Raw genomic sequence first — 21933 nt, forward strand, 5'->3', positions numbered from 1 at the left:
CCTCATTCAGAGAAGATAACCTGTGGGGCGAGCAATGGGATAGGTGCGGCTGAGAACGTATTAATACTACGTGCGGCTTCATGATTTGGCATATGAGATAATCGCTTGCATTGCGCGTGGTGCAGTGCTGAGCGTTGGTGAAGCCTCGCCTCGGGCGTTTGCACCCAACTGGATAGGAGGAGAGTCTTGCATGCGATCGCCCGCCCCTATGATCCTCAAAGGAATTCAACAGGCTTTTGCGCCTACACCTCGTTCTCTCAAACATCCAAAAGTTCGCTTTTGGTTTTGTCTAACGCTGGCGTATGCCGCGATGGTGGCTGTCTTAGTGTGGGATTCGGTTTCTGGGGAACCGTATGCGATCGCTGATGATGCCCGTCAGCATGTGGTTTGGATGCTGCGCTTTACAGACGCTGAGCTTTTCTCAAACGATTGGATCGCCGATTACTTTCAGTCAGTCTCCCCCATAGGCTATGCCTGGCTTTATAGACTGTTTGCCTGGCTCGGTATTCCACCCCTCGCTTTTGCTCAAATTTTGCCTTCTATCTTGATTGTGCTGACGGCGATAACTGCTTTCTTGGCCTGTTTAGAGCTATGTGCATTACCTGCCACGGGTTTTGCTGCCGTTGCCATGTTGAACCAATCCGTTGAGTTTGTGAACGCCGTCGCCTCTGGAACGTCAAAGGCCTTTGTCTTTTTGTTTGCACTCCTGTTCCTAGTGGGATGGCTGCGGCGATCGCGCTGGCTGACTTGGCTATCGATTGCTCTGCAAGGGCTTTTCTCTCCTCAGACAGTCCTAATTGCTTCTGGTGTGATGGTGTTGGGACTAGCAGAACGACGGGAGGGACGCTGGCAGATCAAAACAGAGCGTTCGTATTGGATCCTAACGGCGGGAGGGTTAATTGTCGCCGCGACCGTGATTCTTAGCTATGGGCTTACTTCCGGTCAGTTTGGACCAACGATGACCGCTGAACAAGCACTGACCATGCCCGAATTTTTCCCCAGGGGACGCAACCAATTTTTTCGGTCTGATCTGGTGGAATTTTTACTGTATGGGCGTAGTGGACTGCGATTGGATATTGCACTCACTCCGGTGACCAACCTCTTGGCGCTGTCGTTGCCTATCTTGTGTTGCTATCCGCACAGATTCCCTTTAGTGCAGACGGTGAAACCTCGAATTCATCTCTTCACTCATCTTTTAATCAGTGCGCTGGGCTGGTTTTTCCTGGCCCACATGCTGCTATTCAAACTGCATCTGCCCAGCCGCTACACAGGTCGCTTCTTCCTATTGGTCTTGGCTTTAGCGGGAGGAATTGCTCTTATCATCTGGGTAGATGCATTGCTGAGATGGGCGATCGCAGCCTTGTCTCCTTCAGCAAAAGCATCTGGCCAATTCAAATCTTGGCTAGTGTCAGGGCTATCAACCGGACTTGCGATCGCCCTCATGCTCATCTTGGTGCTCTATCCTGCAACCATGTCCGGCTACCCCTCTACGTCTGTTGCCAAAGGGCGCGAGATAGAGCTGTACCAGTTCCTAGCCAACCAACCAAAGGACAGCATGGTGGCAGGACTCTCAGCCGAAATCAGTAACATTCCGAGTTTCTCGCTTCGCTCTGTTTTAGTGAGCTCTGAGGTTTCGATTCCGTATCATGTTGGGTACTACACGGTGCTGCGTCAGCGGACTCAGGATGTGATTAGGGGACAATACACGCCTGATGCTGCAATCCTCAAAAGCATCATTGCTCAATACGGCATTACGCACTGGCTGCTGAGTGCGACGTCCTTTGATGTAGGTACGGTGAACGGCGATCGCTGGATACAGCAATATCAGCCAGAGGGTGGTCAGGCCATCAGCGTTTTGACGAGTCAGCAAGTACCAGCCCTTCAGCGCCTAAGCTCGTCCTGCACAGTCTTTCAATCTGACCAGCACCAGTTGATCGATGCCCAATGTTTGCTTAGTGCAGAAGATTAAACAGGTAGAGGCTAACGGATGCAGACGGTAGCTCGGCTCTTGCCGAACCATGAGGTGATCGGCCCCTAGACTGTCTGAATGCTGATAGTTTTGGTTTGTCTGAACCTGAAGAGCTACGGCCACCAAACCTCACAATCATGCGTCAAGAGTTTCACCACTAGCGCCGCTTGGAAAACCACTTCAACAGCTGCAATGTCCGAAAATAATTATTCTCTATTCTCAATGCCTCTCAGCGCTTTGACGGGTCAAACAAAGCGGGCGTACCTGTTCTGGTTGGTTGCTACGCTGGCGTTTGCGGCTTACTACGGTGTGTTGGCCGTGCACCAAGCCTTTGAGAGTCCCTATGTCATTCAAGACGATGCTCGTCAGCACATTTTTTGGATGCAGCGATATGTTGATGCGAGTCTATTTCCCGATGATCTGATTGCTGATTATTTTCAAGGCGTTGCGCCTCTGGGCTATCGCTTACTTTACAAAACAGCGACTCTGGTTGGTCTCCAGCCAGCCTTCTTGGGCAAAATTCTTCCTCCTATTCTGGCTTTTATCACGATTTTCTACTGCTATCAGGTCAGTCTGACGCTTTTTGCCATTCCTTTTGCCGCGTTTATCTCATCAGTTAGTTTTAATCAGAGTTTGTGGCACTCTAGCGAACTGGCCTCTGCCACGCCTAGGGCTTTTCTATATCCTCTTTTCTTGGCCTTCCTGTACTATTTGCTTCTTAACCGAAACCGAGTTTGCTTGGCTGTCATCGCATTGGAAGCTTTGTTTTATCCCCATGTGGCCCTCATCTCTCTGGGTATTTTGACGGTGAGGTTGGTTCGATGGCGCGATCGCAAACTTTCCTTTTCCAAAAAGTCCGCAGACTATTGGTCTCTAGGAGCAAGCTTGCTCTTAGCCGGCGGCATTATTCTATTCACCCGCAGTTCGTTTGATTTTGGCGAGGTAGTCACTCGGAGTGAAGCCTTGAGGATGCCTGAATTTCAGGCGGATGGTCGCAGCGCTTTTTTCACCCCCGGATTACAGTTTTGGCTTTATGGCCGGAGTGGAATTCTGCACGATCGCTGCTTTACTCCAGCAACGCTAGTTGCTGGTGCACTATTACCTGTACTTCTGTGGCTGCCCGCCAACCAGTCTTATAAAAGAGTCGTCAGCTCAAAAGTGGGCTTACTTTTACAGGTTTTGCTGGTTTCTTTTGGACTGTATGCGTTATCGCATCTGTTGCTGTTTGAACTGCATTTACCTAATCGGTATACGAGCCATACCCTTCGCGTTGTGATCGCTTTAGCCTCAGGTATGGGCTGGTTAATTCTTTTGGATAATTTTCTCAGAGTTGGTCGAGCGATCTCGTCCTTTCTGAGTACAAAAATTAGCAGTGTCCGATTTGCAAAGTTCACCTCTTTTGCTGCTCAAGGCGCTAGCATTTGCGTCTTAGCGCTGTTTCTGGGAGGCGTCGCGCTTTATCCAACCCTATTTTTTGAGCAATTCCCAAAAGTTAGTTACGACAATCTAAGCCCTGGAAAACCAATTTATGATTATCTGTTAGGCCAGCCCAAAGACGCCAAAATCGCCTCATTGTCCAATGAAGCTAGCAATATACCAACCTTTGCTGCCCGTACAGTATTAGTCTCGCCTGAGCACGCTTTGCCTTATCACAAAGGATATTACAGCCAAATTCAACAGCGCATTAGCGATCTGATTAGCGCGCAGTACACGACTGAACCTGAGGTTCTTTTGCAAACTGTCGAACGTTATGGCATTGACTATTGGTTAGTAGATAAAAACGCTTTCCAAACCGCTTATGTCGCTGAGAATAAGTGGCTAATGCAGTTTCAACCAGCGGCAGCTGAAGCGGTTCAGACGTTGGAGGCAGGCGAGCAGACAATTTTAGAGCGATCGCTGTCTGCTTGTAATGTCATTGAGACAGAGAACTGGTTGCTCTTAGAAAGAAGCTGTATTCAACAATTTGTCAATGCTTTTTAAGCAAAGTCTGACGCCACATAACAGTGTTGAAATAATATTTAATCAACCGTAATCAATAAGTCTTTAAATCTGTGCATCTTTCTTGAAATAGCGATAAAGTCGCTGCACTGATTGACCGTTTTCCTCATAAAGAAAACATAAAGTTCGTTCTAGTGAATGTGTTGTGCTCTTGAACTTGCTGCTGTTCTTCAGGTTTGTCCAGAAAAGTTTCCGCATAGGTACTTAGCTGGGTCTGATGATCTGCGGAAAACACGGGGTGTTTTTCTCAGGTGCGTCAAGACACAACTGTGCATCCTACTGAGTTCCGTTGCTGAATCGATAGCAACGCAATTTTTAAACAAGACTTCTAATTCTCTATGAGAGTTCCGGTGGAAACCGCAAATCCACGGACTGCAATTTCTGACCGATTGCAGCTTGGAAGTCTGCCTTCGTGCAATCAGGGGTGCAGATTCGTTGCCGTGCAGTTAGCCCAAAATTAAAATCAATGAACACTCGTTGGAGAACCCAGAACGGTTTCACCCTAATTGAGTTGATGGTGGTCATGGTTGTTTTGGGTGCCCTAGCAGCTATTGCTTTTCCAGCCTATTCATCAATGATTCGCCGTGCCCGCTATGCCGAGGTAAAGCATCAGATGGGCTCAATAGCAGAAGAGGCACACATGTATCGAGTGGAATATGGCGAGTATCCTGAGGAAACTGGTGTAGGTCAACAACCTGATGGCATCTCAAATTGGCCTGAAGTTGGGGAGGTCCCGATGGATGGACAATATGATTACGACAACTGGTCGGTAGACAATAATCAGTGCTATGTCCAGATTGGATTTGTTGCTGAAGGGGCTGACTCTCCATATCCACAAGATACGGTTAACACGCAACCTTTGTCATTCAAGGAATTCGATGACAGTCTAGTCATGGGAATTGCACTTGAGGGTTGTTCGGCTGAATAGAGCCAGTCTGCAGTGCGCCTAGTATTTACGTTCGATGGATCAATGTAATCCACATCTCGCTATGACAACTAATTTATGCTTGAGGCCATCTCCTGCAGCCCAGTGAGCTGTAGGAGATAATTTTTGTTTTTTTGACTCAGACCATCCCAATGTTCCGTTACTGGAGGATGATTACATTGGTAGAGATGTCATGTTTGTTCAGGAAAAGGTCTCATGAAGCGCATAGCTGCTTTGTTTTGTGCAATAGGGTTAGCGATCGCCTGCTTACTATCTGTTCCCGCTTCTACTCGGGCCGAGAGCTATCGTTCTTCGGCTCCTGAAGATGCCACAGTTTATTTCATTTCTCCTCAAGATGGTGATACTGTCTCTAGCACGTTTATGGTCAAATTTGGATTGATGGGGATGGACGTTGCTCCTGCTGGGACAGACAAAATGGGGACAGGACATCATCATCTATTAATTGATCTTGCAGACTTACCTGAACTAGATGCATCCTTGCCTGCCACTGAAAACATCCGTCATTTTGGCGGTGGGCAAACTGAAACAACGCTGACATTGCCTCCTGGAGAGCATACTCTACGGCTCCTGTTGGGCAACTACGTTCATATTCCTCACGATCCGCCCGTAGTATCTGACCAGATCACCATCACGGTGGCGGAGTAAACAGGACTGACATAGCTGAATCTGGCTTTAGCCACTTAAATTCCAAACCGGGGGAAGTCGAATTCAACGTTCCCCTTATTTGGGGAATGCCAGGGGCCATACGTAAGTCCTAAATTGAGGACGGGTACAGCAATGCTTGTGCTACGAGGCTTCTAGAATCAATTGATAACGTGTTCTAGAACTTACGTATCGTTTTGCGAAAGTTTTGGTCATCTCAGCGCCTGGACTCGTGGTCTATCAGGCTTGGTTTTGTGGGTTGGGTTGACGTTTAGGAAACCCAACAAAACCATTGACAATGCTAGGTTTCACTTCGTTCTAACTCAACCTACACGCATGCCTATGTCTGGTTTTGACAAAGCACTAAAGGTTCAAAGATCATTCTAGAGTTTCAAGAAAGCTTTTCGTTATAGTGGTTTCTGCACTCGTTCTGTCTGCTAAAGGTTATCTGCTGTGCCTGTTGCTGTTGAATCGCTTCTCAATACTGAGATCAACAAACCTGCCCGCTATCTGGGTAACGAACTGGGTGCTGTTCACAAGCCGTGGGCAGACGTTCAAGTGCGGTGGGTACTCACGTATCCGGAAATTTATGAGGTTGGGGCCTCTAATTTGGGGCATATCATTCTCTACAGTATTTTGAATGCTCAGCCACGTCAGCTCTGCGATCGCGCCTATCTGCCGGCTTCTGATTTGGCACAGAAGCTGACGGCAACCAATACTCCTCTGTTTGCCGTAGAGTCGCGGCGATCGCTCTTAGAGTTTGACATCTTGGGGTTTAGCCTTGCTTACGAACTGGGTGCGACCAACGTTTTAGAAATGATGACGCTGGCTAACGTCCCATTGACTTGGCGAGAGCGGGATGATGTTGGTGCTTGGGACGTTACTCAGGGGAGCTATCCGCTCATTTTTGCCGGAGGGCAAACGGCAACCTCAAATCCAGAACCCTATGCCGAGTTCTTCGACTTCATTGCCTTAGGTGATGGTGAAGAACTGCTGCCTGAGATCGGGCTTGTTCTCGAAGAGGGAAAAGCATCTGGATTGAGCCGAGACGAAATTCTGCTGGACTTGGCTCAGGTTCCAGGAGTTTACGTGCCTCGGTTCTACGACATGGCTGAAGATGGCTCTGTGTACCCTAATCGACCGGATGTGCCGCCCCGAGTTCTACGGCGAGTTGCAACTCCCATGCCGCACTATGCGATTGGGTTAGTGCCCTATGTGGAAACGGTGCACGATCGCCTGACGGTAGAAATTCGTCGAGGTTGCACACGAGGCTGTCGGTTCTGTCAGCCAGGAATGCTCACCCGTCCAGCCCGTGATGTCGATACTGAAGCGGTCGTGGATGCTATTGAGCAGGGAATGCGAGCGACAGGATACAACGAATTCTCGTTACTGTCGCTAAGCTGCTCAGACTATTTGGCCTTGCCCGCTGTCGGTGTTGAAGTCAAAAACCGTCTCAAAGACGACAACATTTCGCTATCTCTGCCCAGTCAGCGAGTTGATCGCTTTGATGAAAACATTGCCAATATCCTTGGCGGGACTCGTCAAACAGGGCTGACGTTTGCTCCTGAGGCAGGCACCCAGCGAATGCGGGACATCATTAACAAAGGACTGACGAACGAGGAACTGCTGCGCGGCGTCAAAACGGCCTATGAGCAGGGCTGGGATCGGGTCAAGCTGTACTTCATGATTGGACTGCCCGGTGAAACCGATGCCGATGTGTTGGGCATTGCTGAAACAGTCCGCTGGCTACAGCAGGAGTGTCGTCAGCGGGGTCGAAAACCGCTCAAAGTCAACCTAACGATTTCAAACTTCACTCCCAAACCCCATACACCATTCCAGTGGCACAGCGTTTCAACGAGTGAATTTCTAAGGAAGCAGGAACTCTTAGGCGCAGAATTTCAGAAGATGCGAGGCATCAAAGCGAACTTCACTGATGTCCGTATTTCAGCCATGGAAGATTTTGTGGGGCGGGGCGATCGCCGCTTAGCTACTGTTGTTCATCGGGCTTGGAAACTAGGGGCGGGCATGGATTCCTGGTGGGAAAGCCTGGATCGAGCTTTTGGTGCCTGGACGCAAGCAATCAACGAAGCGGGACTTTCCTGGAAGTATCGCCAAGTTGAGGCCGGTGAGTGGAACATTATGGAAACCTCAGTGGATGATCCCACTAGCAGTTTGGATGCCCCATTGCCGTGGGATCATCTAGACACGGGCATCGACAAAAAATGGCTGCAAGAGGATTTGCATCGGGCACTAGAGGCTGCTACTGTTCCTGACTGCTCGTTTGAAGGCTGTTCCCACTGCGGGGTTTGCGGTCCTGACTTTGGTCACAATATTGTCGTTCCGCCACCCTCGATCCCCGCATTCTCAGGTCATTTTCAACCCAACCAAAACCGAGCGCAGCGAGTACGAGTTTGGCTGGGCAAACAAAGCGAATTGGCTTTATTAGGCCATCTTGACCTGGTGCGATTATTTGACCGAGCGGTTCGCCGGGCGGCGCTCCCCATTGCGTTTACTGGAGGGTTTCATCCAGGCCCCAGAATTTCACCGGCCAACGCTCTGCCACTAGGCGCAACCAGTTCCGGTGAAATTGTAGATTTCGAGCTAACAAAGGTCATGGTCGTTGAGGATTTTCGAGAGCAGTTAGCCACTCAACTGCCAGCCGACATGCCAATTTATCAAGTAGCAGACATTCCCCTGTCTGCTCCGTCAGCGACTAAATCTTTAGAGCAGGCGGATTACTTGCTGGCGCTGGAACTAGAAGGAGACGAAACGTCACCACCTGTGTCAGACTGGCCGATCTGGATCGCCTCGGTTCTAGCTCAAGAGACCGTTCTATGGGAGCACACTACTAAATCGGGGAAAAAGAAGCAGGTGAATTTGCGCGATCGCCTCGATCAGTTGGCACTGGCTGATGAGGAACTTTATTCTTTTATTCCAGAGTCACTAACCGGGAACCTAACCGGCTCACGCGCTATCATTCGCTATGTGGGGAGTTGTCGTAATGATGGCACTTTGCTGCGACCAGAGCATGTTGCTTTCATGCTAGAGCGAGTGGCTGGTAGGCCCTTGAGACTACTCCATACGCACCGACTGGAATTGCTTCTGGGTGACACAAAGCGTCAGTGACCTGAGATGTTCTTAACGTGAGTATCGAGTTCGCATTGAAAGCTAAAGCGGGCACTTGTTTAGCGACGTTCCTATAGAAGCTTGCATTACGTCTGCGATTGAAGTGATTTAAAACATGCTGTTACAACGTTGTTTATGCCGGGTGAACAGGCTGCTATCGCTGCGCCCCGTTTTGGGAATGGGTGGCGCGATCGCTTTGGCAATGTGCAGCACAGGAGCGATCGCCCAAACAACCGAAGAGACCCCAGAACCACTAGAAGAAACGGCCCAAATCATCATTGATACGGGAGATTTGGAGATGTCTTCAGAAACGGACCTGCTCCTCGAAACGCTACTGACGGTGCCCTCTAGATATGACCTCCAGCCTAACTTTGACTTAGAGGAAGTCGCAGACGCTGGGCCATTGGTTGACGAGGATGATGTTGATCTGTTTGAGCCGACGACGCCGAGTCTATGGTGGCGACGCGATCAGATGCCGACTCGCTGGAGCACCTTGGATGCAACGACGTTTCAGATAGATGGTGGTTACCGCCTCATCCGCAATTGGACTTCGTTTTATAGCGAAGCGGCTGATACTTATATCGTCGATGTCCGCGTTGATCCCCAATACTGGAATCGCTACAACTACTTCCAGCAGTACGCCATTCTGACTCAGTTAGGAACGGCTGCAATGAGCTATGGCTATCACATCAGAATTTTTAACTCAGCTACTTTGGTGGGCATTCATGCCTGCGGATTCAATGACATTTCGGAATTGGCAGACACACCACAGGTCGAAGTTCCCGTTCCTGAGTTAGACGATTTGCAGTGTTCTGCTGCCATCGGTCCCTTCATCAGTTTCGTGAGTCCGGTCTTTGAAGAGGACCTATTTGCTCCGCCGTAAGGCTTGCCATAGCTGTGTGTAAGTGGCGATCGCTTCTCTTGGGAGGGGCAAGATAAACTCACTCTCTTGTAATTGTTCTGCGTTGGGGATCAGGACGCTTCCCAGAGAATCATTCAAAAGTTCGCTACCGATGTTGGCATCTAACAAGAGTGGAGATAAGCCTTGAGAAAACAAGCTCAAAGGCGTCAGAACATCTTGCTGCCACCAGTAAGAGAGCCATGTTTTGTCAGCCGTCGTCAGGGATTGCGGATCGTCACTGCCGATTTGTGGGTTAGGCTTTGCCCATACATCCGCCGTCAACAGCGTGCTGGGTTTTGGAGAAACAGCCCCTAGTTGCCGATATCTCGACAGCACCGGTTGAATATCGGTTGACCAACCAGCAGCCAACCAGACATCTCCCATAATCAGAGACTGCAAGTAATTGTCCGACGCATACACTCGAACCTGTGACGAGAGCTGATTGAGACGGTCAATCACATCACTGTGAGCTGTGGGATCAAGATCATTGGCTGAATATCCTAAGGATTTCAGAACGATCCCCAAGACTAAGCGTGGATGGTTAGGAAGTGCAATACGTTCTTTAAACTCTGGCCTTAGCAGATCTTCCCAAGCTGTAGGCTGCCATCCCAGTCGGTCGAAATGCCGCCGAGAGTAAGCTATTGTTAGATGCCCCCAACGGTAAGGAGCGGCCCACCAAGTGCCTGCTTCCATTGGTAAACCTTGATCATTCCTCTGCAAGAGAGTCCGCCACTGAGCAGGTAAAGTAGACCAGCCTGGTATATCCCGAGGCTCTTTTAGAGGACTGATTAGCTGCTGTTGGATGGCCGCAGTAAGCCAGTAGTCGCTTAAACCTACCCAATTGGCGGTATTGACGACGACTGCATTGTCAGTGTCAGCAGCCTGACTCAGTGATGCTTGCCAATCTTGTAATTGCTTAAATAGGTCTGCCAGACTTTGCCGTGTGGTCAGACGTAGTTTCATACGGTCTGACAGGGTGTTCTCGACATCCGACAAGAGTCGCGGCGGTACAATGCCTTTCAAAGCTGCAACGGTCAAGGTATTGTCAGCATTTTGACGACATGCCGACTGGGCGATCGCTAGCGCCATCAACCCAACCAGCAAACTTCTTCGATTCATACAGTGCGGTAATCGTGAGGGGTGAAATTAAACTCAACCACTAAGATTGAGTCGGTAACTCAGAACAACTACTGCCAGCGTATCAAATTGTGTTCTTGCCCCCAGCAGCAATTGGGCAAACAGGACTACTATCAATGGATCAGAAAGCAGTCAAACCGAGTGCTCCGCAACTATTCACGAGGGCTTATAGCGATCCTAATTTAAACCTTGAATGAGATTTTCCAAGGAAAACCTTATTTAAAAAGCCTTCTCGCCTCCCCAAATCACCTGGAATGGCTATAGGGTTAAAGGAAAGGGGACCGCTGAAATTGAGTAATGCACCGTACCAACACACCACACAAATCGTTGTTCCTCTGGTCAAGAATTGAAAAAAGAAAATTATATTTTTTTCTTTATTGCGCTTATTGTCTTTTAGGTTCTATTAAGAGTGGATAAGCTGTTCGGGTTTTGTTCTGAGTTGCCTGTTTTTATTGCATTTGACCTAAAAGTTTCATTCAAAATTTCATTTTCATTTGCAAGGAATCAAGCCATCAGCGAAGCCAATAACACTGCTCTCTGCTAACAACTAAGCATGTAGTGATGACAGATTTCTTTTGCCGGTGAACCTTCATGAGCACTTCAAGATATCCGTCTTTGGGAAGGTAAAAAAGCTCGGATAGGCCGTCTACGTCAGGGATAGCATTGATATATAGAGATAATGAGTAAAATTTGCTCTAAGTCCTGTAGTTCTTGGCATCCCTCAAGCTGTAGCTTTAATCTAGTGGCCTCCTGAGGGGCTAAGCGATGAACTTATATGTACTGCAAATACGCAATGTTGAATATTCATTTTTAAGCTGGATAAGCTTCTATAGACACAATCCCCTCTGCTAAAGTCATTCGACATAAATAGCCGAAAAAACAGAATCTTAAATTGACCTAAATATGTCAACAAATTTTAAATGATTATCTACATACGACCTATTGAAAAATTCCAGCTATAGGATGTAATTAATTCTATTGAGAGCTTAGCGTCATATGGAACCTATTCAGGAACAGGTCACTTTGCTGACCCAAAAAGTTGACGCACTTCATCAGGTGGTTGAACAGGTTGACTCTCGTGTGTCCGAAATTCTCGTGAAATCCCAATCTCAGCCCGAATCTAATATTTTGGATGATGAGCGTCATCCACATATTATGTCGAGTAGTAGCGGGCAGCGAGGTGAGGCTCTACTGGTTCACAAAGACATCTTGATGGACTCAGCGTACATTGACCCAGAAACGTCTGGTGACGATACCGTTTTATCTCCGGAGGTGCAGATTCAGAGACTAACAGCCCAACTGACAGCTGCGTACAATCGCATTGCAGCTTTAGAAGAGCAGCTGCTAGCTATTCGTACTCATTAAACGCCAGCAACAAGGCAGCAGACGGAGGATATTGCCTTGATTGCTTGTTCGAGTCGTTTTAATGACTTCTATTGTTTGAACACGTCTGTTTTTGGAAGCCGGGGTGCACAACTTAATGAAAGGCCATGAGTTCAACGATAGAGAGAAGAGATTATTTCTAGGTACTGAGATCTCTATCTTGCTGAGTGGTCTGAACCCAATCACTACGAAGTACTCAACATCTCAACACAAACGCAGCAGCGAGATACGAGCTGCGATCGCCCCCAATCTATTTTTGAAGACCTAAACATCTCCTCATCCCTGAAAATCGATCTTGTTGGGTGAACCAGTACAGCAATGTACTACGTCCAGAAAGGGATAGCCGTTGCCAGTTCCGCTAGAACAAGACGGCGAGCCCGTGAACAATGCGCTCAGCACCCGGATGCCATTGAGTGCACAAGCCTAGATACGAAGGCTGTGTTTTCTGAGCACGTGCGTAATTCTTGTGAACCGTTAGGGTTTCCTATCGAGATATTTGAAGTCTCTGTTGTCACATAGAATTACGCTCCACCTGCGAGAGAATTTAGAGCTAAAGTGATGACGATGTAAAAACTTGTCATGTTGACGGGTTTACTTTCTCGAAGGTCTACCAGCGACTATGAACAATAAGCAGCAAGCCAGCCGGGAGATAGCCGCTCGGAAATTTATGCACTCCCTTGAGGAGCTAGAAACGGTATTCCAGTCAGACTCTACGACTTCTAAACCGTCTGCTGCTATTGATATCGATCCCCCCCAAGTCGACCCTGATAAGACTGCTCAATTCCCCCACGCTGAAAACTCTGAAAGCTTGGGGGCATTACTCGATGAAGCGGTTCAGGATATTGATCAGTTCATGGCGCAGCATTTGAACGACTTGAATGAATAGTGTGGTGAGCTTATTGCCGTTGGCGAACAGCTTCAAACAAAATAACGGCTGCCGCAACGCCAACATTCAAGGACTCAACTGAGGCCGCCATAGGAATTGCGATGGTGTGATTCGCTTGTGAGAGTGTTTCAGGGGAGAGTCCACCACCTTCGTTGCCCATGACGAGAACAGTTGGTTGGGCAAAATTGATGTCCCAATAGGCAACAGCTCCTGCTGATGCCGTCGCGAGAACCTGACAGCCTTGCTGCTGCCAGGTAGATAGTTGGGCTGGCAGTGTATGGGTGACCTGTTTGCTGACTCGGAACCACTGTCCTGCCGAAGCGCGAAGAACTTTGGGATGGGCTAAATCAACGCTGTCATTCGTGAGCCACAGACCGTCACTGTTCACAGCAGCGGCGGTACGGATCAGCGTGCCCAAGTTGCCGGGATCTTGGATGGATTCAAGGACGATCCCCAAGTGGGGCATTGTGTGAGGCAACGTTATTTCTTGATAAGGTGCGATCGCAACCACGCCATCCGGAGTCTTAGTTGTAGCAATTCCTTGTAGAATCTCATCGCTAACAGCTTCTTGTCGTTTTGTCCGGTGCTGAAGCTGCTGCCAGAGGGAAGCATGTTGGGCTTGCCAATGTGGGGTGGCACAAACCGCTTCTAGGGGATAGTCAGCTGCGATCGCCTCTTGAATGAGATGAGTTCCTTCAACTAAGAACTGCTGAGAGGACTTGCGATACTTCACCTGATGAAGCTTACGGAGTTCTTTTATCCAGGGGTTTTTCAGACTTGTCAGCATAGTCCCCTTAACCCCACGACATTAATACCTTTACAAAAACAAATAGATACCATCGACGGCAATCAAATATCGTTAACCCCCAATCAGGTGGGAAGTTGATTCAATCGCCTCGATCAACTTCTGCTCAATGGCATTCTCAGGGAGTTGAAAACTAATAATTTTTGTAATGCGGAACCCGGGACTTGAACCCGGAAGTTCTTGCGAACACTAGAACCTGAATCTAGCGCGTCTACCAATTCCGCCAGTTCCGCTCAACTAACCTGCGTCAAAACTACTCTATTTCAACAGCAGTTTTTTATCATCTTCTACGACTTGCTGTTCGTCAACCCTAGTCTAAGAGAAATGTTCTATGGATTGAGGTATTACGATGATGTCTCTCTTAGGTAGTACTGAAAACATTTAGAGAAAATGGTTGAATTGTGTAAAATCTAGACGAAAATTCACATCTGAGTTGTTGTGCTCAGGTTTTGGAGGGTAAGCCCATCGTCACATCCACTGGTATTCAACAGATGTCTAATTCCCCTGAAGCAGATGACTCGGTGCTGGAGATTAGGGGACAACATCCCCTCTCAGGCCATATTAAGGTGAGTGGCGCTAAAAATTCTGCGCTGGTCGTTATGGCTGGAACGCTTTTATGCTCTCAAGCCTGTCGCTTACGAAACATTCCAGATTTAGTTGATGTGGAGCGGATGGCGGCTGTGCTGACTGCTCTAGGCGTCAAAGTGACTAAGGAGGCAGATTGCCTAGATGTCGACCCGTCTGACATCAGCCATACTCGGGCTCCCTATGAAATTGTTAGTAAGTTACGGGCTAGCTTTTTCGTAATTGGCCCCTTGTTAGCTCGGATGGGGGTAGCTCGTATTCCCTTACCAGGCGGCTGTGCGATCGGTGCTCGTCCCGTAGAACTTCATGTTCGCGGCTTGCAGGCGATGGGAGCTGATGTTCAAATCGAACACGGTACGGTTCATGCTTGTATTCCAGGAACCCGAGGTCGCCTACAGGGGGCCAAGATATATCTTGATTACCCTAGCGTTGGCGCTACTGAGACGCTGATGATGGCTGCGACTCTGGCTGACGGCGAAACGATTATTGATAATGCCGCTCAGGAGCCTGAAGTGGCTGATTTGGCTAACTTCTGTCGAGCGATGGGTGCTCGCATTCGTGGCGTAGGGACAAAAACCCTAACTATTGTGGGAGTTCCCAGCCTTCACAGCACTGAATATGCCATCATTCCAGACCGCATCGAAGCCGGAACGTTTCTCATTGCCGGAGCTATCACTCGCTCAACATTGACGCTATCACCAGTGGTCCCTGAACATCTGGGAGCTGTGATTGCGAAGCTCCGCGAGGCGGGATCAGACGTCCAGATTGAATCTCACAACCGCGTTCGACTGCTGCCCGGTGAAGAGATCCTCCCTACGGACATCCAAACGCTGCCCTACCCTGGATTTCCTACTGATATGCAGGCTCAATTCATGGCGCTGATGACTCTAAGCAATGGCAACAGCTTGATCACTGAGACGGTTTTCGAAAATCGACTGCGCCACGTTGCTGAATTTAATCGGATGGGGGCCAATATTCGAGTCAACGGAAATTGTGCTGTGGTCCAGGGATCTTCCATACTCTCTGGAGCGCCTGTTATGGCAACTGATCTGCGAGCGTCTGCAGCGCTAGTCTTAGCTGGGCTGGGGGCACACGGTACGACAGTCATGAGTGGCTTGCATCACTTGGATCGGGGCTATGAACGGCTGGAGCGCAAGCTTACTCAAGCGGGTGCTCGTATCACCCGAATTGATGGTCAGTCGTCAACGTCGCCTTCCGACGTTACGCATTCAACAGTGCAGCCTAGCCATTAAGGGGATATCCCTAGCGGTTCAGTCAGTTCTTTACGCTTCTGCCCTTGGCGGATTAAGTCAAGGGCGGATGACTCCGTTGTCGCGATCGCGATTAAACCGTCATGATAGGAGTGAATGCTTACAGCTCTCCTACTCAATTTGCTACTGATATCGCCACATGGAACTCATTGACCAAAAGAAGGTTTTGTCCGGCTTGAAGGCGGATGCTTTTAGGCATCCCCTTGATTTAGAAGCGACTTCGGCCCTGCGACAGCTGCCAGGCTTGGATATTATTATCCGGACGCTGCTGGGACCCATTGCAGAGCAGGTTTTCTATCTCGACAACATTTCCTCTAGTGTGCTGGTGGGAGAGCAACAGTTACCTCACCTTCACAAGCTGCTTACTGAAGCCTGCCAGATTCTTGAGTTGGAGATGCCCCAGCTGTATGTGCGGCAGCACCCTGTCCCTAATGCCTATACGTTTGCTATGCGGGGAAGGCAGCCGTTTATTGTCATTCATACATCGTTGATTGAATTGCTAGAGCCCGCCGAGATTCAGGCCGTTATTGGTCACGAGCTGGGTCATCTTAAGTGCGACCACAGTGTGTACCTGACATTGGCTAACCTAATAACCCTGGCGGCTAGCCAGTTGCCTTTTGCAGAAATTTTAATCCCTACATTCCAATCGCAGATTATGGAATGGGTTAGATGTGCAGAGTTCACCTGCGATCGCGCGGCGCTGCTGGTCGTCCAAGACGCAAAGACGGTTGCCTCTGTTCTGATGAAATTATCAGGGGGGTCGCCCAGCCTCTCGCCACAACTCAATGTCGATGCTTTTTTGGAACAGGCGCGGGCCTATGATGCCGCCGTTAGTTCAGAGGTGGGCGAATTGGTCAAACAGGTCCGCTCGCAGGATTTGTCCCATCCCTTACCTGTGCTCAGAGCTAGGGAAATTGATCGATGGTTTAGCAGCCCAGATTATCAGGCTTTGCTTAATGGCAGCACAAGGAAGTATAATCAAGAAATGTCATCTAAGGGCGGATGGCGGAATTGGTAGACGCACCACACTCAAAATGTGGCGGCTTCGGTCGTGAGAGTTCGAGTCTCTCTCCGCCCATGTCAAATCTAGGGTTAAATTATGGCGACGCTGAAGCGATGGGAATCGCCTCGCCGTTCGGGGCGTAACGACAAGGGTCGTGGCGGTACTGCACGACAAAAGCAGCTTCGCAAGCGCGAGAAGCTGTTGAGGAAGCGTTTGAAGTCATCTAGCGAAAAAGGTGGAAGAGAGGTCACAGACCTCTCTTTTTTTTGCGCGATGCGTTGCCCGTAGTGGTATTGCTTTGCGAATGAGCCCTGTTGGACAAGCTGGGATAGAGAAGGCGGTGGTTTTGGTTGCTCATGGTTGTGAGTCTTGATGTAGGGCGATCGCACTCATCGGTTCGACTAAAACCCTGAACTGTCCCTCTGCATTCACGGTGATAACGCGATCGCACAGAGTGGATTGGGATGCAGACTGAATAATGTCACAGTAGTCGCCTGCCGGCAATTGGGTTTGAAACGTGTGGACTAGGGCAGTTTCTTCGCGGTTAATGACAATAAAGCCGCGCTCGCCTCGACCAAAAGCAATCTGATTACGTCCGTTGCTCCACCAATCAGTGACTTCAGGAACCGCTTGTGTAGCTGCGCGGAAAGCCACCATAGCAGTCACGGCAGGCTGCCGATGTTCGCAGATCCAGGCATCGCCGCAGCCTAAACCATCTGGTTCATAAACCCTGCGAGTGCGACCGTCTGCCATGGTTGGTGGTCCCTGTTCTGATGTCTCGAAGGCATAACTTGACATGATGCGCGGTTTACCGTAGGGATAGGCCAGCATAAATACCATCGACAGGGTGTGAAGTTGTCCATCGTGGTAGGTCAGGTAAGTGCCCCCGCCACCGTGCCCCCGCTGCTTATCGTGATTGTCAATGAACACAACGGCTTGATGACTAGGCACCAATTCAGCGTTCTGTTCGAAGGTTTGCAGATCGGCCAGGGTAAGATTGCCCACATTGAGGAAGGCTTCGCCCACCAGACGGCCATACTCAAATTCGACAACGTCTCCAAGCGCGTAGTAACTCTGCTTTTTAATCGCCTCAGTTCCTGGATCAATGACCTCTTGATAAATAAACGGATCGAGTTCGGTGCGATCGCGAGTTTGCTGCAAAATAACCGCGAGATCGTCGCTGCGGATATGCTTGGCGGCGTCAATTCGAAACCCTGCAATGCCGAGGCTAACCAAATCGACAAGATAGTCAGCCAGTTGAGACTGGACATGGGGAGACGCGGTATTTAAATCGGGTAGGCTTACTAGTTCGCACTGCGTTACCTGCTCAGCGTCTTGATAGTTTGTGATGGGACGACGGCAGGGATTGAAGTCTTCTGACTGGTATAGACCAGGATAATCGTAGCGGCTAAACTTAGTTCCGGCTGAACCAATCGTGTTGTCTAACGCAGCCATATGATTGATAACGGCGTCAGCATAAATTTCAACGCCAGCTGTTCGGCATCGCTGAACCATATTCCTGAGCTGGGCGCGATCGCCACTACGACTGACAAGCTGATAGCTCACAGGTTGATATCGCTGCCACCAGGGAAATCCCTGTTCTGCGGCGACAATATGCTCCTGAGGTGGCGAAATTTGAACAGCGTGATAGCCCTGTGGACCTAAGAATGCTTCACATTCCTGAGCAATGTCATCCCAAGTCCATTCGAACAGGTGAACAATTACTGAACTTTGAGCTAACTCTGATCCTGCTGAACGAGACAACATCTTTGATGCTAAAGGTTTGAACCCTAGCACCATCAGAGAGCACACAATGCTAAATCCACCTGTGGCCCAAACGTATCGTTGCCATAATCGTGACCCAAACCGAGCATTCATGGGTCTTATTCTCCTAGACGCCTGTAAACCCTTGTAATGAAAATTCCCAAATCGGAGCAATCTCAATAGCGATCGCTCTCAGTTGTTTCGAGGGATGAACAGGCTTGAATGAGAAAATCAGAAAAACAAAATCGGCCTGGCTTGTACGTCGCTTCCACGCAGGATTAGGAATTCAACGAACGAGGGTGGGGACGGAAATTGAGAATCGGACTGAGTACCAAAATGCCTGGAAAGAAAACAAACATTAAGCCGTAGACTAGGAACCGTTCTACTGAAGCCATCGTGTTCCACCGGGCTTTGAGATAAAACAGAATGGCAACAGGGATGGCAAGCAGATAGACGAATGCTAATCCTCCGTATGTACCCAGGGCCAAAAGCGTATTGGATGAAACAGGTAGGTCTTCTAACATGACATTCTCACAGTTATGGCGCTTCGATTCATATTTCGTTCCGTAAACATATTCTAAAGGCAAGGCGAAATCCTGCAGAAAGATGTTCGATAGGGGAGTTTCGTCTGTAATATAGATATTCCTGATAACCAATGATGGTTATCAGGATTCTAAGGGGGCGTGGCGGAATGGTAGACGCTACGGACTTAGAAAACTGGGCCTCAATGGAGAAATCTGTTGAGTGTAAGCTCTCAAACTCAGGGAAACCTAAATCCACCCAAGGCAACCTCCTGCGGTGGACATGGCAATCCTGAGCCAAGCCAATTAGTACTCCTGGGTAACTCCAAGTGGCTAGTTGGAAGGTGCAGAGGCCCGACGGGAGCTACCCTAACGTTTAAGGCGAGGGTAAAGGGAGGGTCCAATTCTCAAAGCCAGCGATCGCTAGCATTGCTTCAGTGAACTCGTTTGGCAGCAGTGAAAACTGCGAGAGGATGAAAATCCGTTGACCGTTAAGGTCGTGAGGGTTCAAGTCCCTCCGCCCCCATGCACAAACCATCAATGCATTGAGCTTGAAGCTGACTTCAAGTTGGACTGATCGTGAGCTGCAGGAGCTTAATTTCGGCAAAGCATACATTTTGCTCATAGCTATGATGAATTCTGGCAATGCTGAAGAGCTATTGTTTTATGGACGTATCCGTAACTTTGCGGAGTTTTTTGCGGAATAGCTAATTAGTTCGTTGAAGACTTAGGGCAGACTTGATCCGTTAAAAATACTGGATCATGCTGTGATGTCTACAGAAAAACACTCTGTAGAATTGACTAAAGTACGATGCTGATGCCCCAATTTCTGCTTTCTGAGAGGGGCAATGTTGGATGAAGAGTCCCTTCGGGAATATGTATGTACATGCCAAGGGTTGCAAATTCTGTGCTGGAACATAGCCAAGAACGAGATTCTGAACGCTACCATCGGTCACGTTTGACACTACAGGAAGCTCAAGAGGATATCTTTAGCTTTCTCCTAAGCATCGTAAAAGAATGGGAACCTGAAGAGGTTCTAATTCAGTTCAAGCAGCTCTTTTTTGAGTACGGAGAAACGGTTAGTTCAGATGTCTCTTCGGCTATTTACACGCTTCTTTTCAGCAACGATCGCAAGGAATTCCACAATACTCTCAAGCGGTCTTGCTACATTCTGATTAACAACTGGGAAGTCGCTAGGCAATACGGTCCAATTCGTTCATTGGTGCGTCAGTTCGAAGATCCAAGCCTCTTTAAATATACTGTTTCTCCAACGTTAAAGCGTCTGCGAGAGTGGATGCTTGATTTCATAGACAGCCAAGACTATGAAGAACTGAAGCTGTTTATCTCTCGTTTTCAAGACGACCTACAAAAAGGCCGCTGGACAACTCGCTACACGTCCTATCTGCTGGTACCGCAATACATCAATACTGATAATCCAGTGGAGCAGCGGGAGGCTGCTAGAGAGCTTTCTCGGAAGCTTAAAGATCGTTACAAAGTAGAGCTGGCGCTTTATACGGCGCATTCCCAAAACGGCTATCTAACCCATCAAAGAAAGCCTAAAAATCCTACGGTCTTAGGGGATGGCGCACTCAGACTAGTGAAAGCAATTGTGGCTCGGAAGGGGCAGTTCAGCTATAAGAACTTAGCTCACCTTTTTTTGGAGCAAGTCAAAGATTTGAACTACTCCAGTTTCAAAAAAAGCTTGGTCCAGTACCTTACGTATTCTGTCAAGCAGCCTGATGTGGTCAAAACATTACGTCAGCATTTAAGTCAGAAGTTGGACATACTTTACGTGGAGTATGACCAAGATATTGTTGATTATTCGCTACAGCTCAGAACTTGTAACCGGGTAATCGATTACTTAATGACAGAAGACCAGCGATCGCCCTCCTCTCTTTTTACCTTGATGCTGTCTCAAGGCAGCTCTATCTTGCTGGCTATTTTGCTGCTTAAGCTCGTTTTGATTTCTAGAAATTCTCACCATTACATCGAAGCTAGAATTGCTGATCTGATTCGTTACTATGAGCAGTTTCCTAAGAATCAATGCAGCTGGGTCATCAATTTCTTAGAGGTTTTCCAAGTGACGTTCGCTATCCATGCGGAAAATGTTGAATATAACTTAGTCTCCCCTGCGAACAAAGACACGGGCGAAGCACGGTATCAACCTAGAGTTTGGACTCAGGAAGAATTGGAAGCCTGCCGTATTTTCTCGCGCATGATTCTAGGGAAAGAGACCGAGGATGATTCCTCTTCGTAGATCCAATTGACGTTAAACCGTCCGCTAAACTGTCACACGTCCTCCTGTTTATCCACGCCTGGGTCACTATTGTGAAGTGGAAAGATTAAGGCAGTGCAGCCCATGGCTCTCCATCCCCATCCGATTCTGCTCATTCATGGAATTGATGATACAGCAGTCGTTTTTGACAAGATGGCGGCGTATTTGAGCGATCGCCTCGCGGTTCCTGTTCATACGCTCAATCTTGCTCCTAACAATGGGGACCTAGGTTTGGATGAATTGGCGCTTCAAGTGAAAGCCTATATAGACCAGCACATTGACGCCGCCATGAAGCTGGATTTGGTCGGCTTCAGTATGGGAGGCATTGTCAGTCGTTACTACGTGCAGAGACTAGCGGGTTGGCAGCGAGTGCGGCGTTTTGTAACCCTTTCTTCACCTCACAATGGGACTTGGTCAGGATTCTTAAGAAACAATATCGGTGCTGCTCAAATGCGTCCCAATAGTTCGTTTTTGCACGATTTGAACCAATCGCTCGATGAACTGACTCAAGTAGAATTTACGTCCCTTTGGACTCCCTACGATCTGATGATTGTGCCTGCCAGTAGTTCTCGGTTGCCACTGGGGACAATGAGACAGTTGCCAGTGCTGCTACACCCGTGGATGTTGGTGGATGAGCGATCGCTAGCAACCGTTGCAGATATTTTGGGGAATTAATTCTTCGACTTTTAATGCTCTCAATATTCTTCAGGACAAGGGGGTT

General features: G+C 48.6%; 16 protein-coding genes and 2 tRNA genes. 13 read left to right on the forward strand and 5 right to left on the reverse strand.

The genetic code is table 11. From position 1 onward, the window contains the following. Window positions 1-124 precede the first annotated feature (124 nt). The 6 genes from PN498_RS03390 (at window position 125) to PN498_RS03415 (ending at window position 9564) form a co-directional block, all read left to right on the forward strand. Entirely contained in the window at window positions 125-1969 is a 1845-nt protein-coding gene (locus tag PN498_RS03390) for a hypothetical protein (protein WP_272061271.1), read from the forward strand. A 222-nt stretch (window positions 1970-2191) separates the two neighbouring features. Further along, window positions 2192-3949: a hypothetical protein gene (locus PN498_RS03395; RefSeq protein ID WP_272061272.1), complete on the forward strand. Its 1758-nt coding sequence runs from the start codon at window positions 2192-2194 to the stop codon at window positions 3947-3949. 484 nt (window positions 3950-4433) lie between these two features. After that, on the forward strand, window positions 4434-4895 hold the full coding sequence (locus tag PN498_RS03400; protein ID WP_272061273.1) for a type II secretion system protein: 462 nt from the start codon (window positions 4434-4436) through the stop codon (window positions 4893-4895). A gap of 213 nt (window positions 4896-5108) precedes the next feature. Further along, on the forward strand, window positions 5109-5558 hold the full coding sequence (locus tag PN498_RS03405) for a DUF4399 domain-containing protein (RefSeq protein ID WP_272061274.1): 450 nt from the start codon (window positions 5109-5111) through the stop codon (window positions 5556-5558). Between the two features lie 450 nt (window positions 5559-6008). Next, window positions 6009-8681: a TIGR03960 family B12-binding radical SAM protein gene (locus PN498_RS03410; protein ID WP_272061275.1), complete on the forward strand. Its 2673-nt coding sequence runs from the start codon at window positions 6009-6011 to the stop codon at window positions 8679-8681. Window positions 8682-8796: 115 nt separating this feature from the next. Then, a complete protein-coding gene (locus tag PN498_RS03415; RefSeq protein ID WP_272061276.1) occupies window positions 8797-9564 on the forward strand; it encodes a hypothetical protein in 768 nt (255 codons plus the stop codon). Here the strand turns inward: PN498_RS03415 and PN498_RS03420 are convergent. Continuing rightward, window positions 9547-10701: an extracellular solute-binding protein gene (locus PN498_RS03420; protein WP_272061277.1), complete on the reverse strand. Its 1155-nt coding sequence runs from the start codon at window positions 10699-10701 to the stop codon at window positions 9547-9549. The two genes, PN498_RS03415 and PN498_RS03420, sit on opposite strands and share 18 nt — an antisense overlap. A gap of 1014 nt (window positions 10702-11715) precedes the next feature. On the opposite strand from PN498_RS03420, the gene PN498_RS03425 reads away from it, so the two are divergent. Further along, window positions 11716-12084, forward strand: coding sequence for a hypothetical protein (locus tag PN498_RS03425; protein ID WP_272061278.1), 369 nt, complete (start codon window positions 11716-11718; stop codon window positions 12082-12084). 637 nt (window positions 12085-12721) lie between these two features. After that, window positions 12722-12988 carry a hypothetical protein gene (locus PN498_RS03430; RefSeq protein ID WP_272061279.1) on the forward strand — a complete coding sequence of 89 codons (267 nt, stop codon included), beginning with the start codon at window positions 12722-12724 and terminating at the stop codon, window positions 12986-12988. 10 nt (window positions 12989-12998) lie between these two features. Here PN498_RS03430 and PN498_RS03435 read toward each other — a convergent pair whose 3' ends face one another. Then, window positions 12999-13775 carry a TrmH family RNA methyltransferase gene (locus tag PN498_RS03435; protein WP_272061280.1) on the reverse strand — a complete coding sequence of 259 codons (777 nt, stop codon included), beginning with the start codon at window positions 13773-13775 and terminating at the stop codon, window positions 12999-13001. Window positions 13776-13942: 167 nt separating this feature from the next. Then, window positions 13943-14026, reverse strand: a tRNA-Leu gene (locus tag PN498_RS03440). A 258-nt stretch (window positions 14027-14284) separates the two neighbouring features. On the opposite strand from PN498_RS03440, the gene murA reads away from it, so the two are divergent. From murA to PN498_RS03455, 3 genes are all read left to right on the forward strand, one after another. Continuing rightward, window positions 14285-15631 (forward strand): UDP-N-acetylglucosamine 1-carboxyvinyltransferase, encoded by a 1347-nt coding sequence (gene murA, locus PN498_RS03445; protein ID WP_272061281.1) that lies wholly within the window; start codon window positions 14285-14287, stop codon window positions 15629-15631. Window positions 15632-15788: 157 nt separating this feature from the next. Continuing rightward, window positions 15789-16667 (forward strand): M48 family metallopeptidase, encoded by an 879-nt coding sequence (locus PN498_RS03450; RefSeq protein ID WP_272061282.1) that lies wholly within the window; start codon window positions 15789-15791, stop codon window positions 16665-16667. After that, window positions 16646-16727 (forward strand) — tRNA-Leu (locus PN498_RS03455). The genes PN498_RS03450 and PN498_RS03455 overlap by 22 nt, the downstream gene beginning before the upstream one ends. Before the next feature lie 279 nt (window positions 16728-17006). On the opposite strand, the gene PN498_RS03460 is transcribed toward PN498_RS03455, so the two are convergent. Both PN498_RS03460 and PN498_RS03465 read right to left on the reverse strand, forming a co-directional pair. Beyond that, entirely contained in the window at window positions 17007-18530 is a 1524-nt protein-coding gene (locus PN498_RS03460; protein ID WP_272061283.1) for an alpha-amylase, read from the reverse strand. A 164-nt stretch (window positions 18531-18694) separates the two neighbouring features. Next, a complete protein-coding gene (locus PN498_RS03465; RefSeq protein ID WP_272061284.1) occupies window positions 18695-18940 on the reverse strand; it encodes an NAD(P)H-quinone oxidoreductase subunit L in 246 nt (81 codons plus the stop codon). Window positions 18941-19823: 883 nt separating this feature from the next. On the opposite strand from PN498_RS03465, the gene PN498_RS03470 reads away from it, so the two are divergent. Both PN498_RS03470 and PN498_RS03475 read left to right on the forward strand, forming a co-directional pair. Further along, the gene (locus tag PN498_RS03470; RefSeq protein WP_272061285.1) at window positions 19824-21194 is read left to right on the forward strand and encodes a hypothetical protein; all 1371 of its coding nucleotides are present in this window, start codon (window positions 19824-19826) and stop codon (window positions 21192-21194) included. A gap of 102 nt (window positions 21195-21296) precedes the next feature. Then, window positions 21297-21887 (forward strand): esterase/lipase family protein, encoded by a 591-nt coding sequence (locus PN498_RS03475; RefSeq protein ID WP_272061286.1) that lies wholly within the window; start codon window positions 21297-21299, stop codon window positions 21885-21887. Window positions 21888-21933: the final 46 nt, after the last annotated feature.

The sequence above is a fragment of the Oscillatoria sp. CS-180 genome (assembly GCF_028330965.1).
Taxonomy (GTDB): Bacteria; Cyanobacteriota; Cyanobacteriia; order Phormidesmidales; family Phormidesmidaceae; genus Halomicronema.

What these genes read in the sequence shown, in the direction of transcription:
- PN498_RS03395 (WP_272061272.1), top strand. Translation starts at nt 2,192, where the DNA reads ATGCCTCTCAGCGCTTTGACGGGTCAAACAAAGCGGGCGTACCTGTTC.
- PN498_RS03400 (WP_272061273.1), top strand. Translation starts at nt 4,434, where the DNA reads ATGAACACTCGTTGGAGAACCCAGAACGGTTTCACCCTAATTGAGTTG.
- PN498_RS03405 (WP_272061274.1), top strand. Translation starts at nt 5,109, where the DNA reads ATGAAGCGCATAGCTGCTTTGTTTTGTGCAATAGGGTTAGCGATCGCC.
- PN498_RS03415 (WP_272061276.1), top strand. Translation starts at nt 8,797, where the DNA reads ATGCTGTTACAACGTTGTTTATGCCGGGTGAACAGGCTGCTATCGCTG.
- PN498_RS03420 (WP_272061277.1), bottom strand. Translation starts at nt 10,701, where the DNA reads ATGAATCGAAGAAGTTTGCTGGTTGGGTTGATGGCGCTAGCGATCGCC.
- PN498_RS03425 (WP_272061278.1), top strand. Translation starts at nt 11,716, where the DNA reads ATGGAACCTATTCAGGAACAGGTCACTTTGCTGACCCAAAAAGTTGAC.
- PN498_RS03430 (WP_272061279.1), top strand. Translation starts at nt 12,722, where the DNA reads ATGAACAATAAGCAGCAAGCCAGCCGGGAGATAGCCGCTCGGAAATTT.
- PN498_RS03435 (WP_272061280.1), bottom strand. Translation starts at nt 13,775, where the DNA reads ATGCTGACAAGTCTGAAAAACCCCTGGATAAAAGAACTCCGTAAGCTT.
- murA (WP_272061281.1), top strand. Translation starts at nt 14,285, where the DNA reads ATGTCTAATTCCCCTGAAGCAGATGACTCGGTGCTGGAGATTAGGGGA.
- PN498_RS03450 (WP_272061282.1), top strand. Translation starts at nt 15,789, where the DNA reads ATGGAACTCATTGACCAAAAGAAGGTTTTGTCCGGCTTGAAGGCGGAT.
- PN498_RS03460 (WP_272061283.1), bottom strand. Translation starts at nt 18,530, where the DNA reads ATGAATGCTCGGTTTGGGTCACGATTATGGCAACGATACGTTTGGGCC.
- PN498_RS03465 (WP_272061284.1), bottom strand. Translation starts at nt 18,940, where the DNA reads ATGTTAGAAGACCTACCTGTTTCATCCAATACGCTTTTGGCCCTGGGT.
- PN498_RS03470 (WP_272061285.1), top strand. Translation starts at nt 19,824, where the DNA reads ATGCCAAGGGTTGCAAATTCTGTGCTGGAACATAGCCAAGAACGAGAT.
- PN498_RS03475 (WP_272061286.1), top strand. Translation starts at nt 21,297, where the DNA reads ATGGCTCTCCATCCCCATCCGATTCTGCTCATTCATGGAATTGATGAT.